The sequence below is a fragment of the Desulfosporosinus meridiei DSM 13257 genome (assembly GCF_000231385.2).
Taxonomy (GTDB): domain Bacteria; phylum Bacillota; class Desulfitobacteriia; order Desulfitobacteriales; family Desulfitobacteriaceae; genus Desulfosporosinus; species Desulfosporosinus meridiei.
This window is the reverse complement of the sequence record NC_018515.1, coordinates 1677994-1692475: the sequence shown is the minus strand read 5'-3', so window position 1 is coordinate 1692475 and position 14482 is coordinate 1677994. Positions and strand designations below refer to the sequence as shown.

Here is a 14482-nt window from a genome sequence, read left to right as displayed (position 1 = left end):
TAAACGGCGATCATTGTTGTTAGGAACTTTTTTCAATATATGAATATTCGCTCTATGGCCTGGCTTTTCCTTCTTAATTACACCCTAACCAGCAAGTCCGCAAGTTCTTCCGGAGAATTGACAAGAAAATCCGGGTTGCCTTCTTTTATTTTCTCTGGTGTATGCCATCCCCAGGTAACTCCTATAGTTTTTGTGCCTGCATGTTTACCTTCTATCATATCTCCTTTTGTATCCCCTACATAATAGGCAGGAATACCGGGATGTAAGGAAATCACGCTGCGGATCTTTTTTATCTTGCTCTTTTCCTTCTCAGCTCCAATGATATCTTTAAAACAGTCAATCCCGTTAGAATTTAAAATCTGTTTTGTGGCATCTGAAAGGTTCGATGTAACAACATATACATGGTGTTTTTCTGCGATTTTGTTCAGTGCTTCGCCGATACCATTAAAAAGCTCGAGATGAGTTAGTTGCTCATTTTGTAATAGTTCATACCGCTGAAGAATTTTATCTATGGTAGATTCCGTAATTCCTCGACTAATCATTGTTTCGTAAACATTACCCTCAAAGAATGAAATAACGTCTTTCGGCTCATTGATTCCCTGAAACCCATTCTCTAAACAAGCCTGAGAAAACCGGGAAATAAAAACATCTATCGAATCAACTATAACACCATCGTAATCAAACATTACCAACGCCACATTTTTACCCCCTACAACCCTGACAAACTATGTACAAAAGAATTCTATTATATAAGATCCCCAACTCTTTTTAGAGAAGGGGATCTTGTACAAAAACTTGCTGATAACACTGCCGCTATTAAATTTGTCAGAATCAATATCTCTAGAATACTATTATCCTAAGAAATCAAATTTATTGTTACGGAAAGCTTTGAGGTAGTTAACACAATAGTCGTCACGTCCAGCAAGGGCTTCGGCTGTGACTAAGCTTGCCATCATCATTTTATCGAGAGGGTTGATAATAAGACCATCTAAACCTTTACCAATAGCCATAATAGCGAAGGCCTGGTTCATGAATTTACGGACAGGAAGCCCATAGGATACGTTTGACAGACCACATATTGTGTGGACTCCTTTGAAGCGAGTCATAATTGCTTCTACGGAATTAATAAACTCCACAGCGAAGGTATTATTAGTTGAGACGGGTTGAACCAAGGGATCTACATAAATATTTTCTAGCGGAACATTGTTTTTGACCAGTCCATCGATCAGTCTTTCAGCAATTTTGAGTCGTGCATCCATAGTTTCCGGCATACCCTCATCACTCATGCACAAGGCAACTACTTTTAAATCAGTTCCGGCAATCACAGGAATCAACGCATCGTAACGATCCTTTTCCAATGAGATTGAATTGATCATGGCAATTCCTTTATGTACTGACAAAGCTGCTTCAATGGCTTTAGGATCTGGGCTGTCAATACAGCAAGGTGCATCAACTGCTTCTTGTACGGTTGTTACGAGCCATTTTAAGTATTCTGCTTCTTTGCCAACGAAGATACCGGCATTAACATCGATAAAATCTGCCCCAGCTTCACGCTCATCCTTAGCCACCTTTTTGATATATTCAGCATCTTGGGCTTTGATGGCTTCCCCGATAGCCTTACGACTTGCGTTAATTAATTCTCCAACTACTAACATTGATGGTTCCTCCTCATAATTACTTAATCTAGATGGTGCTGCAAATATATATAGCAAATTTCATGCCAAAAACCTCTGACTCAGATTATTCTGATTTACTCGATTATCAAAGGATTTTTCTTAAGTAAGTCTTATATTATAACCTATAATATAAATGTGAGCAGTGCTTAACGAACTTGGTTAAGTCATTCTTGACTCAATCTTTAAGGAACTGACTTTGAAATCAAGTCAATTAGACTCATAATTCAGAGTCAGTTCTGTAATTCGAAATCTTAGCCTTCAAGTTTAGCTACTTTTTAACTGAATGTTTGACTTATCTGACTTAAATGTACTCATTCTCCTTAAGAATAGGGGGCTTATTTAGCTGTGAGCCTACGGGCAGTTTCTACTGCGCCGGGAGCATCTGTACTCCAACCATCTGCCCCAATTTTGTTGGCAAAGTCTTCTGAAACAGGAGCACCGCCCACCATAGTCTTAATGCTTAAACCCTGTTCCCGTATTGCTTTTACTGTCACTTCCATAAAAGGCATCGTCGTTGTTAATAGAGCAGACATACATATAACGTCAGCATTTTTTTCTTTAGCAGTAGCAATAAACTTATCTGTATCTACATCTACACCAAGGTCATAAACCTCAAATCCGGCTCCTTCCATCATCATCGATACTAAGTTCTTACCGATATCATGCAAGTCGCCTTTAACAGTTCCAATAATAATAGTACCTTTTTTATCACTATCCCCTTGAGACAGTAAAGGCTTTAATACCTCAAGTCCACCTTTCATAGCTTTGGCTGCCATCAACATTTCCGGAACAAAGAACTCTCCTTCAGAATAGCGTTGCCCAACTTCATCCATTGCCGCAATCAGACCATTGCTTAAAATCTCTGAGACATCTGTTCCGCTTTTTACTTCGGCATCAACAAGTGATACTACTTTATCAACACTAAATTCTACAACTGCATCATAAATATCTTGTACACTCATTTTATTATCTCCTTTTCTCTTCAATCATTCAACCTTTATCTTGAGTTTTTCAGTTATTTTTTCCTTCCCTATCAAAGGCTCCACTTAGCATCTCCGGCAACAAGTCCCTTAAATTGCTCGCGAATTTTAGCATCTAATTCCTCAGAAAAACGCGCCTTATTTGGTTTGCTCAATATTTTGTTGGCCTCTTTCATGGCACGAGCGTGAGCATCAGGTTTGCCTTGGTCTTCCCAACGACGACGCATTTCTCTGGTAGCAACTTTTGGTAAGACAGCTATAGTGCGCATATTTTTCAGCGTATGATCTGCGTCCATGTAGCTGCCGCCAGGTCCGACTTCAGCTATCAGATCTAAGCACAAATTTTCTTCACTGTACTCATAGCCCTTTTTGATTCGTTTGAGCATCAGTGCTACTTCGTTATCAATTACGGCTTTACCGAAGTCAAAAGCCATTAAACTTCCCAGTAGACCACCCATATTAAATAAATCTGCCCCAGCAAGTAACGCTCCCGTGGTGTTCATCCCTGTTTCATAACCGGATTGAGCATCATTCGTGTGAGCATTGGTTAAGCCAATGTATCCGCCGGAGGGAACATTGTAGAATCTGGCCATCTCAGTATGGGCCATTTGCAGCATACCCGTTTCAATTGCACCCGGTGCATAGGCACCTGTCCTCATATCAGCAACTGTTGACAATACTGCGTAGATCATTGGGGCCCCGGGACGAATCATCTGGGTTAAAGTAGCTAGACCTAAGAATTCAGCATTACCAAGTGTCAGCGTCCCCATTAGACTGAGGGGTGACGTCATGCCTGCATTAGGAACTATGGTTCCGTAGACCGGTAATCCTTGTTCGATTAAGTAAATAACCGCTTCAGTGGATTCCACATCAAAGGTCAACGGAGAGACAACCGGACAGTAATGATGGTTGATGAATGGACGCTTTCGATATTCTTCTTCCCCTCCGGCTATCAAATATCCTAGCTCCAATACGGCTTTAAGATCCTCCATGTTAGGAGTGTTACTGCGGACGGGTTTTTTACAATTTTTCAAAGCCGGATAAAAACGTGAAAGACTAAACTGTCCTTCTGGAGCATCATCAGCCAACGTGGAGATTGAGAACACGTCAAATCCCGGCAACTCATTAATTAAATAGGCAATATTGGCTATATCATCGGAGGTTGCCCGTCGTTCCTCCCCTGTTTTAGGATCGATAATATTGGGTGCAGAGCTTCCCGTTACGACGACTGGACGGTCTCCAGGCATAGTTATATCAAACTTTGGATCTTGAGCTGTGAAGGTATAGGTTGGCACAAAGGTTTCTCGGGCTTTCTCGACAACCTCTCTGGGGAATTTAACCATCATTGACTCCCTATCAACTTTGCAGCCATTTTTGGCAAAGATTTCTAGGGCCTTTTGGTTACGTACCAACATTCCTACATTTTCGAGAATTTCTAAGGAAGCTTCATGAACTCTCTCTACTTCTGCTTGACTAAATATTTTTGTGAATTCCACAATTCTGTCCCCTTTCCAATTCTAAATAATCTTTAATAACCTGACTATGATGCAAGCCATTATATTGATTTTGCAAGGTCGGCAATCTCAGCTTTGTGGTTTTCTATCCAATTCATTAGGCGGACATGATGTTGCAAATATGCAATATACTCGTACTCATTTAAATTCTTTCCGGCATAATAGGCTACGACATCCCAGTTAATCAAATAGACGTTAGCTGCAGCCATCATTGTTGGAAAATTCTCAAGCTCTACTGAATTAAGGGGTTCAAGTTCTCCTAATTCAATCAATTTGCGTTGATAGGCCTTGAGAAAGATGACACATTTATCAAGGAGCAAGACTCCATCCTGTTCATCCGTCCATGAACTGCAGCAATAGTCCAAGGCCAGACAAACATCAAAGAGACGATAATCAATCTTCGACCAGTCAAAATCAAAGATTCCTACAACCTTGTTATTTAAATATTTCAAGTTCCCGGCATGAAAGTCATTATGGCATGGTGTTGAAGGCATTCCTTTTAGTGAATCCTCTGAGATTTGTGATCTTCCGATAACCTCTAATATTGAGTTAAGTTTACTGGTGTAATATCTATGGAACTTAGTATCCATATCTTTTTGCGCTAATGACTTATATTTTTCCGGGAGAGTTGGAAGAAAATCCATAATCTTTGGTTCTACACGTTTTAGGCCTTGAGGATCAAAGTCTTTGGCAGCATTGTGGAATGATGCCAGTACTTCAGCTGCACTTGCATACTCTTCATCCGTTAGATTCGGAGTATCCCAGGTGTATAAGTCCTCTCCTGCTAAGAACTCATATACAGCGAAAAAAATATCTGTGGCATTTTCATTGACTCCCTCGGTTTTTTTGACGAAGGTTAAACCATCTTTCGTACGAATTAATCCAGCCGCAATATCTAAACCGTGAGCCTTAGAGTAATCAATCATTAAATGTTCAAAGACAATTTCCGGTTCTGTAATTCCATATTTATACTTTCTTACAAAATATTCGTTTCTCTTTCCGTCCTTTTCAGTATATATACCGAAACTTCGATTGACATATCCGCCAAATATTTCGTAAACCTCAGTAACTTTCCCCAGATCGTAATCTCTCAGCGCATCGACAATTTGATTTCGAATCAGGATCGATTCCATAGATTCAAAGAAATGAGCAGCGATTCTTTTGAGATCTTCGCTTTGTGTGAACATGGAAAACGTTTGGTTAACACTTAATGCATCAAGAAGTCTCATCTTACTTGTATTCATGTTAATCCTCCTATTTTAAATTCCCTTGGATTGCGTTGAAAGAATTGAGTGAAAGGTCTTACTATTATTAATCATAGCATTAAAAAAATTTTATTTACTAACACATTCCTGCTCGTTTTGACGCATTACTACCAATTGAATATTCCCACTATTCCGCAGATACTGATGTTCTTTGTCGAACATAATCATAACGCCTGTCTCGGATACTGTGCTCCTAGTACGTTAAAAGGTAGATAATTCACTAAGTAAATTATCTACCTCTAACGTCTTTGTTCTTATTTCAATTTTTTGGAGATTAATTTGGTCAGGTTGTCCTCCAAGAATCCTCGCACTTCAAATGCATCCTCAAAGTAATAATCAGCACCTATTCGCTTGGCAAAGCCTGCATCAATAGGTGCACCTCCGACAATGATAATGAGGTTTTTGCGAATTCCTAATGACTCTAATTCGTCAATAACTTCCTTCATTACTGACATTGTGGTCGTTAGCAAGGCCGACATCATTAATATGTGAGGTTTTTCTTTTTTTACCACCGCTGCAAACTTTTTCGGAGTAACATCTACTCCTAAATTAATAATCTCGGTGCCCGTGGACATAACCAGCATTTTTACTAAGCTTAACCCGATATCATGGAGATCTCCGGAGACAGTGCCCATAACAATTTTTCCGGTACAAATCTTCTTAGTACTTTCAAGCAATGGCTCGACAAGGCTTAAACCAGCATGCATTGCCCGAGATGCCATGAGGACTTCAGGAACCATTACCCGCTGCTTGCGGAACTTTTCAGCTACACGATCCATTCCAGCGATTAAGCCCTTTTCTAAAACTGACTCAGCAGAAAAACCCTGTGCTAAAGCTCGTTGGGTCAAGGCCATGCTTTGTTCGGCATCTCCAGTGGCTATGGATTTGATGATTGCTTGAAATAGCACAACTACTCACCTTCTAATACAAGCTGTTTTTATAAGTTAAGGGAGTAACCCCAATATATTTCCTAAAGACTTTCGAAAAATAGCTTTGGTTTTGAAACCCTACAGCTTTTGAGACTTGAGCAACACTAAATTCTGGTTTCTTCATTATGTCAACTGCTTGCTCTACTCTGACTCTTGTTAAATAGTCATTAATTGTACAGTCTAACTCTTCACGAAACAGTCTTGAAAGATGGGAAGGACTGATAAAAAGGTGCTGAGCAACATCGTTAACGGTAAGAGGCAAGGCATAATTCTCCATGATAAAATCCCGAGCATTCTTGACTATGGCAATATGCTTCTTATCTGCTAAAGTGAAAATACTCTCCAAAAAAGTCTCCACAATCCGTTGAATTGTATAGAAGTACTTTTCGACTCGTTCAAATCCTTCCATTTCTTTATTGAAATCTTTGAGCAGTTTCATAATTCGCTCAGCATTTGCGCCGCCTTCAACGGCAGCTCTTGAGGTCAATGTCGCTAATTCTATAATCCTGACCTTAATCGTTTCAAGATCTCCTAACGTTTTTGATTGAAGGTCTGTCAAAAGACTTTGCAAAGTTTGATTCGCTCTTGTTCTATCGCCGAGACGGATGTAGCGCAAGAACTTCCGTTCCTTTTTCAAATAATCATCATACTCGCTAAGTTCCCGTAAATTCTTTTTTTTCCGTTCCTCTATTTCATGGCGAATTTGTTGCTGTTGCAATCGAGTAGCATTAATTTCTTCCAAGCTATTAATATTGCGTTTAATCATATGGTTTACAACCACAAATAGCATATCCGCAGCAGCTTGTGAGCGCTGCGGAGAAACAACTTCAAGTTTACAAGCCATATTTTTTAGCCGCTCAAAATTCTCTATTCCCGCATTAAGTTTCTTTAACTCCTGATAGAAAAAATGGTCGGGTTCCCACATAAGAACTTGCCCACAAATAATACTTCCTCGAGAAACTCCCTGAATCATAATGGGAACAGCCCAGATAACTAGCCCGGCATGACAACGAAAGAAATAGGGTTCTTCCCACTTGGCAGCTTCAAAATTAGCACGCTTATACGAGTCCTGACATTTTCTTTCCCCTTCAGGCTGGGAGCGGATGTAACGGCAGAATTCACTCCGTTCGATATTCCCTAGCAAAGATACTGTGACTCCTTGGTTATTAATTGCCTCGATATGTAGTCCGGTTGCGTTTTGAAAGCTGCCTAAGCTTTCTTCCAAATAATTAGGATCTAGAAGGTTAGAATCTAATGTTTGGAGCATTGAACTCATCCTTCCATCAGAGGTTTCTTCGGGTTTATTAAACATATTAATAAAATAATTTAAAGTCTATTAGATACTATGAATATTTAGTTACTAATTTTCCAATTATTTCGTCAAAGATTAGTAAAAATCCTTTTTTATAATGGTTAATTACAAAGAAATTAATGATAAAGCAACTGAAAAAGTGCTTTCCTCCAGTCGCAAATCCAGTTAATCTCATTACCTACGAGCTAATGTAAACTTCAAGAACCTGCCGTTCAGAGGGTGGGATGAAAATGCAGTTCATCTTCGTAAGAAATTAACGATTAAATACTAAGGTCTTTAGGACCACCGGCACAACTCTGCCACCCATCAGAGGCTTTCCAATATCGATATAATCACAATTATCCACTTCAATCTGATCAATACAAATGACCTCTAAAACTCGATTTGCTGAAGCATTGATACACTGCCCCAAAACTTTCCCGCAGTCAGCCTCTATAACAAGAATTAAAGGTTTATCCTTAACTATATAATCCTGTAAACCTAAAAGCAGACCTTGAGCCAAGCTATTAATGTCAGAGAAAGACATGGTTCGAGGGCCTTTCATAGCTATGGCTACTACACTCTCCGAGTGATCCACCTGAAGTCTGATAATCTCGTTCCTGATAACTTCTGCTATCTTCAGGGGTGTCTCGGGAATTATCGCTGAAAATGGAGAAACAACCATTACATTACGCAGCGGCAAAGTAGTTTCCTGAAGATGAATCGTACTGCCACTTAAATTAACCGACTGTGTTCCTGTGCCAATGACGGTTGCTCTAACAGTTTCATTAGGCTTTTCTAATATGAATTCTGCGCTCTTCAGGCTCGCTTTAAGTTCCCAGCCCAGAAGAGGCCCGAAATCTCCAAAGGCAGTCACTTCTGCCATTGTCGTTGGTTGATTCTCAGCATAAACATAATCTGCAACCCCACCGGAAATCATCACTTTTCGAATTGGGTGCCCTAACTGCAATGGAGGAGTCATCAGCAGTTTTTGGGTTAAATCAGAGTGTAAAGGTGTTTTTAAAACTTCAACAACACTTGCCGCCATTGCTTGGACAACGGGACGAAGCTGAGGAAGAGTTACCCGCTCCCCTACCTGCAATCTTTGTCCAGTAATCTGTAAAGCGATCTTTGCCGGCTCAGAAATATAAGTTATGCGATCTCCATGACGTTCAAACTCGATTAAGTGTCCACCAACATTTATGCAGGAAGAATCCACGGCCTTGCCTTCAAAAAACGTAGCATAATTGGAGGTTCCGCCACCTACATCGATATTGACAACAACTTGATGTCTCTCGGCGGAATATAAAGCGGCTCCCGAACCTTTACCCGCAAAGATCGCCTCTAAATTGGCGCCTGCAGTTGCTACGACAAAGTCGCCTGCAAATCCGGCCAAAGCATCAATGATAGCTTTAGCGTTTTCCTTCTTTGCAGTTTCTCCAGTAATAATCACCGCACCGGTGTCAATCATCTCAGGGCTAAGCCCTGCTGCCTTATATTCACTCTCCAAAATCTTAGAGATTGCAACAGCATTTACCAAGTCACGGTCTATAAGGGGAGTGAAATAAATCTGACTGCGATGAATGACTTCTTTATCCGTAATTTCTACATGAGGAACTAAGCTGCCCGAAGCAGTGTTTTCAATGGTTAATTGACTAATCACCAGTTGGGTAGTTGTGGTTCCAATGTCAATGCCCACGCTCGTGATCCTTTGATTATTCGACTGGGGCATTTTATCACCACCCTTATTTCTGCTGGTTTAGTTTAACGCCACTTGCTTTGGCAGAAAGAATCTGTTTAATAACGTCGGTCAGATGTGCACCTGCCTCAGCGGGAGGGATGCCGCCCTTATGAATATTCGAAATAACGGTGCGATCTGCTTCTACTGTGTTTTCATCAGGTCGATAGATCATGTAGGCACTGAGGCTCTCAGCTGTTCCCAGCCCCGGACGCTCTCCTATCAAAGAGATGACCACATCACAATTGACAATTGAAGCAACATGGTCTTGTACCCATACCCTGCCGTTTTTGATGAAAAAGGGTGCCCCAACTTTGATGCCTGACGATTTTAACCCTTGCATCAAGGCAGGCAATAAATCCGGGATATTAGCCTCGATGGCACTTGAACTTAAACCATCGACGATTAAGATCTCAACTTGGACATTTTTCTCACATTTTTCTGCAATTGATCTGGCTGCCTCTTCCGATAAACGGCGTCCTAACTCGGGCCGTTGGAGAAACTCATCCTTACTGGCAGCGGCACTTTGGACAGACATCATGTTCATCCGTTGGAGAAACTCCTCAGAAACGTCGAGGAATACTGCATCCTGAGCGACGGCATGATCTGCCAGAAACCGCAACAATGACATTGTTTTTGGGCGTGTTCCGGCTCTGCCAATTCCAATCCGAGCCGGGGTCAGCTTTTTCATAGCCCTTACTGCGTCTGCATTAAAGGGATTGGTAATTTGCATTTCTTCTTGGGGAGGAAAGGTAACCATCTCCTCAGATTGCAGGTTAGGGACGATAGGTGTATCCATCATTGCTGCTGACATCATATGGTCTTTCCCTTTTTGTGAAAGCAGCCCTTTCTTAGCCAGTTCTTCCATTACACTTTGGATAATAACTTTCTCTAATTCGTTGTTCTCGACTCCCACCTGATTCGCCTCCCTATTTATCAAATATGGATGGGTCTCCGGCTCTCTCAGTAAGTTTGCCGTTCTCTAAAATTCCCATTTTCTCCAGCCACTGCTCAAACTCAGGAAGCGGTCGTAACCCTAAGATTTCGCGGGTACTTGCATCATCATGGTAACTTGTATCCTGATAACTCAACATAACATCGTCGCCGCCGGGAACTCCCATAAAGAAGTTTGAACCAGCCATTGCACAAAGGAGGGTTCCCATTTCCTGATCATTTTGGTCTGCTTTCATATGGTTTGTATAACAGGGTGCAATTCCCATGGGCAATCCGTGCAGCTTACCCATAAATAAATCTTCTAAGTCGGCTCGGATTACTTCACGACCTGAATAAATGGTCTCAGGTCCTATAAATCCGGAAACGTTATTGGTCATGAATGGACGATAGCCCCGGGCAAATCCATAGGTTCTGGCTTCTAAGGTCATCATATCGACACCTAAATGAGCATCAAGTGAAACCTCAGAACCTTGTCCGGTTTCAAAATACATAAGATTTGGGCCGGTGGCCGATCCCTTACGCTGCGCCAAAGCAAAAGCCTCATCTAGAATTGCAGAGCTAACGCCAAAGGCATCATTAGCCTTTTGAGTTCCGGCTATACTCTGAAATACAAGATCAACGGGAGCTCCTTTTTCGATTGCTTTCATTTGTGTTGTCACATGAGCCAAAACACAGTTCTGAGTTGGAATTTCCCATTTTATCATGAAGTTCTTGACTGTATCTAAGAGACGGGATACTGTCTCAACATTGTCTTCTACGGGATTAATTCCAATCACGGCATCCCCCGAACCATAAGCTAACCCTTCCTTTAGAGAAGCTAGCATCCCTTCGACACTGTCTGTCGGATGATTAGGTTGACATCGAAAAGCCAAGGTTCCGGGTATCCCGAGTGTGGTATTACAGTGGGATTGAACGCGCATCTTTTTAGAACCACAAACCAAATCCATAGTAGACATTAACTTAGCTACTGCAGCGATCATTTCACTTGTCAGTCCGCGGCTGATATGAAGCAGGTTTTCTCCTGTTGTTTTGTGGTCTAAGATATATTCTCTTAAATAGCCAACCGTCCAGCTTTTGATTTCTTGATAGATTCTAAGGTTTAGACCATCATAAATTGCTCGGGTAACTTCATCCTCTTCATAGGGAATGACCGGGTTATTATAAATATCCTCCAGAGTAAGGTTACTGAGAACCAGCTTGGCTGCAACACGTTCAGATGCTGATTTAGCAGCAATCCCAACTAATTCATCGCCAGATTTTTCTTCATTGGCTTTCGACATAACCTCTTTAAGACTCTGGAACGCAAAAATTTTATTGTAAACCTTTGCCTTTAAAATCATTGAACACTCCCCCAATCTGACATAATGTCCTTAATCGCAAAAATCAGCCCAGTTAGCCGGATAGGTACAATAGAATACTTTACAAAACGTTGGCGAGGAAAAGATGACCTGACTTCCCTTAGGAATGTACACCACATCTCCTGGCTTAGCTCGGAAGACTTGGCCTTCTACTTCAAGAACGAATTCTCCTTCGATGACGTAATCGACTTCATCGTAGTTTAAAAACCAAGGGAGTTGAGAATGATCAAAGGTCATGAAACCTGAGGCCAGATTGCCCACCCGGGAGTCAATCACGTCTACCAGACCTACTTTTTGTCCGGGAGGAGCTTCTAGAAACGGTTGGATTACGACTTTTTCTCCTTTGACATGGGTCGCTTTCGGGTTTGCACAAGCAGGTTTAAGAACCTCTCCCAAAATTTTCTGTACGGCCTGTTTTAAGTCCGCATCCTTGGTGTCTGTAGTACGAGACTGTGAATTGATGAGTTGTACGCCTGCTTGCCCTACAACATTGTGGCCGATAATTTCTTCTCTGCCTTTGCTAATGGTAATTCCCAGTTCTTTAGCAAGATCCTTGGCGGATGGGGTTAGGACACTGTCTTCTTCTAAAACGATATTTTTCCCTAATTTGGCCATATCCCGCAGAACGGCTGCCGAGATAAATCGTCCCATAGTACACCTCCTTATCGTGGTTCAATATTCGATATTCGTGATTCGATATTTAAGGTTGAATAATGTGATTTAGGGGTAAACCTTGACGCTTTGCGCCTCGTTTCCCTTCTTGGCTTTTGCAATGGTTTTTTGGCTGCTTCTCGCTTAGTACTTCGTACTAACTATGATCGTTCGCCTGACCGGCATCGAGTTTACCGACTTCGTGCCTCATGCTTCCGGTTTCTATCTTGCTTACAGCAAGCTTTCAATTAATTGCTTAGCAGGCCTGGGGATGACGACTTGGCGGATGAGAAATCCTTTATCACTGGCCAGGGTGCTTCCTTCTTCCACAGCGGCTTTAACGGAAGCGACTTCTCCGGTGAGGAGGGTGTAGCTTTTACCCCCGATTCCAAAAGCCAGATGTAAGAGCAGTGGCTCCACATCCCCGGCTTTGACTGCCGCATCCGCCGCTTCGATGAGGGAGGCAACGGTAAAGGTTTCTATGATGCCTAAGGCCTTAATATCCTTTAGAGCGTTCGCTCTCCCGATGGCGGGCAGGATTGAGGGATGGACATTGGGAATGACAAAGGAATCCACCACGGTCTCTGCTCCTAAGTCGACTCCGGCGTTCACGGACTGCTGGACTCCGGAGACATCCCCGCTGACCATGACGATGTATTTTCCGGGGCAGATGGTTTTGGCGACCAAAATAGTTACATCCGCTGTTTTGCTCATGATATCGGCGCACTCTATCCCTTGGGCTATACTGGTTGTTTCCACCAGCCCTATGGCATGGATCATTTGGCTGCACCACCTTTCCCTATCGTTATGGCTTGGGGCGTAACTTGAGTCACGGTTCCCTCAAGGCTGGCATGAAGCTTGGCACCGAGGGCTCCTTCCGGAATGTCACCGATGAGCTGTCCCACTCGAACTCTGTCTCCGACCTGGACAACCGGGACGGCGGCGGCTCCGATATGCTGCTGCAGTTTGAGGCTGACTTCGGCCGGTTCATACTTATCTAAGGATAAGGGGGCTTCTTTGTACCAAGGTCTTAGTCTCAAGCGATCCATGAGGCGGGCGGAAGGCACTAAGCGGTGTTGAGCCATGGGGTCAACTTTGCCCAGCTCTCCCTGATACTTGATGCCCTGGGCTCTAAGCTCTGCTTTTAAGGCGATATTGACTCTGAGGGGTGAGATTCCCACCGGACAGGCATAGGCTTCACAAACCCCGCATTCCGAGCAGGTTAGCGCACTGGTGACCAGGCTCGGGTCTCCCACCTTTTGGTAGTTTACCGCCCGAATCAGTTTATGAGGCGGGAGTTCGTGGCCGATCAGATGTCTGGGGCAAAGATCCGTACAGAAGCTGCACTGCTCGCAGACGGTTTTAGCAATGCGCAAGATGCTGTCCACGGTCATGCTTTTGCGTTCGATGAGCATGTGATTCGCCGGCAGGGCTATCAGTCCGCCGGTGGTTTTAGTGACCGGGGCTGAGAGGTCGCTGATGAGGCTGCCCATCATCGGCCCTCCATTAATATAGGCTAAGTCTCCTTGTTCTCCGCCCGCCAGTTCCAGGACGTCTCGGATGGAGGTTCCAATCGGCACAGTGACGGTAATCGGGTTTTTTACGGCCCCTGTAACGGTGAGGGTTCGGGTGGTGACGGGGGTTCCCTCGGCGGCTTTGGCCACATTGATCAGGGTCTGGACGTTGTTGACCACAACGCCGATGTTTAAGGGGATTCCCCCCGGTGGTACTCGCCGTCCCGTGGTTAACCAGATGGTGATGACTTCGTCTCCCGCCGGATAGATATCCGGCATAATCACGATCTCTAGGTTATCTCGGGTTTGAACATAGGGGGTTAAAGCGATGATGGCTTCTTTATATTTGGCTTTTAAAGCGATGATCCCTTTTGGGGCTCCCGTCGATTCCATAGCTAAGGTTAAACCCTTAATGAGTTCTTCGGGATAGCGGGCGGCCAGTTGTTGGTCGGTTTTCAGTAAGGGCTCACATTCCGCCGCATTGACAATCACTATTTCGGCCTGGGCCGAGAGTTTGACATGGGTGGGAAATCCGGCGCCCCCTGCTCCCACAACCCCTGCCTCTCGAACTTTCTCGCTGATTTCTTGAGGGGTTAATTTACTCATTTTTTC

13 protein-coding genes are annotated in these 14482 nt (G+C 43.1%); all 13 read right to left on the bottom strand.

The features are described from left to right. Window positions 1–77: 77 nt before the first annotated feature. On the bottom strand, window positions 78–698 hold the full coding sequence (locus DESMER_RS07835; protein WP_014902517.1) for an HAD family hydrolase: 621 nt from the start codon (window positions 696–698) through the stop codon (window positions 78–80). Between the two features lie 153 nt (window positions 699–851). Further along, complete coding sequence (locus DESMER_RS07830; protein WP_014902516.1) at window positions 852–1655, bottom strand: methyltetrahydrofolate cobalamin methyltransferase; 804 nt, start codon at window positions 1653–1655, stop codon at window positions 852–854. Between the two features lie 356 nt (window positions 1656–2011). Beyond that, window positions 2012–2638, bottom strand: coding sequence for a corrinoid protein (locus DESMER_RS07825; RefSeq protein WP_014902515.1), 627 nt, complete (start codon window positions 2636–2638; stop codon window positions 2012–2014). Between the two features lie 71 nt (window positions 2639–2709). Then, entirely contained in the window at window positions 2710–4152 is a 1443-nt protein-coding gene (locus tag DESMER_RS07820) for a trimethylamine methyltransferase family protein (protein WP_014902514.1), read from the bottom strand. Window positions 4153–4211: 59 nt separating this feature from the next. After that, a complete protein-coding gene (locus tag DESMER_RS07815) occupies window positions 4212–5414 on the bottom strand; it encodes a phosphotransferase (RefSeq protein ID WP_014902513.1) in 1203 nt (400 codons plus the stop codon). A gap of 275 nt (window positions 5415–5689) precedes the next feature. Beyond that, complete coding sequence (locus tag DESMER_RS07810) at window positions 5690–6343, bottom strand: corrinoid protein (protein WP_014902512.1); 654 nt, start codon at window positions 6341–6343, stop codon at window positions 5690–5692. Window positions 6344–6356: 13 nt separating this feature from the next. Next, complete coding sequence (locus DESMER_RS07805; protein WP_014902511.1) at window positions 6357–7631, bottom strand: PocR ligand-binding domain-containing protein; 1275 nt, start codon at window positions 7629–7631, stop codon at window positions 6357–6359. Window positions 7632–7929: 298 nt separating this feature from the next. Continuing rightward, complete coding sequence (locus DESMER_RS07800) at window positions 7930–9387, bottom strand: ethanolamine ammonia-lyase reactivating factor EutA (RefSeq protein ID WP_014902510.1); 1458 nt, start codon at window positions 9385–9387, stop codon at window positions 7930–7932. A 13-nt stretch (window positions 9388–9400) separates the two neighbouring features. Beyond that, window positions 9401–10309, bottom strand: a complete 909-nt coding sequence (gene eutC / locus DESMER_RS07795; RefSeq protein ID WP_014902509.1) for an ethanolamine ammonia-lyase subunit EutC — start codon at window positions 10307–10309, stop codon at window positions 9401–9403. Between the two features lie 13 nt (window positions 10310–10322). Further along, complete coding sequence (locus DESMER_RS07790; protein WP_014902508.1) at window positions 10323–11687, bottom strand: ethanolamine ammonia-lyase subunit EutB; 1365 nt, start codon at window positions 11685–11687, stop codon at window positions 10323–10325. A 30-nt stretch (window positions 11688–11717) separates the two neighbouring features. Beyond that, window positions 11718–12356 (bottom strand): cupin domain-containing protein, encoded by a 639-nt coding sequence (locus tag DESMER_RS07785; protein ID WP_014902507.1) that lies wholly within the window; start codon window positions 12354–12356, stop codon window positions 11718–11720. 231 nt (window positions 12357–12587) lie between these two features. Next, a complete protein-coding gene (locus tag DESMER_RS07780; protein ID WP_014902506.1) occupies window positions 12588–13136 on the bottom strand; it encodes a BMC domain-containing protein in 549 nt (182 codons plus the stop codon). Next, a complete protein-coding gene (locus DESMER_RS07775) occupies window positions 13133–14476 on the bottom strand; it encodes a 4Fe-4S dicluster domain-containing protein (RefSeq protein WP_014902505.1) in 1344 nt (447 codons plus the stop codon). The genes DESMER_RS07780 and DESMER_RS07775 overlap by 4 nt, the downstream gene beginning before the upstream one ends. Window positions 14477–14482: the final 6 nt, after the last annotated feature.

Coding starts and splice junctions, on each gene's coding strand:
- DESMER_RS07830 (WP_014902516.1), bottom strand. CDS start 1,655: ATGTTAGTAGTTGGAGAATTAATTAACGCAAGTCGTAAGGCTATCGGG.
- DESMER_RS07825 (WP_014902515.1), bottom strand. CDS start 2,638: ATGAGTGTACAAGATATTTATGATGCAGTTGTAGAATTTAGTGTTGAT.
- DESMER_RS07815 (WP_014902513.1), bottom strand. CDS start 5,414: ATGAATACAAGTAAGATGAGACTTCTTGATGCATTAAGTGTTAACCAA.
- DESMER_RS07805 (WP_014902511.1), bottom strand. CDS start 7,631: ATGCTCCAAACATTAGATTCTAACCTTCTAGATCCTAATTATTTGGAA.
- DESMER_RS07800 (WP_014902510.1), bottom strand. CDS start 9,387: ATGCCCCAGTCGAATAATCAAAGGATCACGAGCGTGGGCATTGACATT.
- DESMER_RS07790 (WP_014902508.1), bottom strand. CDS start 11,687: ATGATTTTAAAGGCAAAGGTTTACAATAAAATTTTTGCGTTCCAGAGT.
- DESMER_RS07785 (WP_014902507.1), bottom strand. CDS start 12,356: ATGGGACGATTTATCTCGGCAGCCGTTCTGCGGGATATGGCCAAATTA.
- DESMER_RS07780 (WP_014902506.1), bottom strand. CDS start 13,136: ATGATCCATGCCATAGGGCTGGTGGAAACAACCAGTATAGCCCAAGGG.
- DESMER_RS07775 (WP_014902505.1), bottom strand. CDS start 14,476: ATGAGTAAATTAACCCCTCAAGAAATCAGCGAGAAAGTTCGAGAGGCA.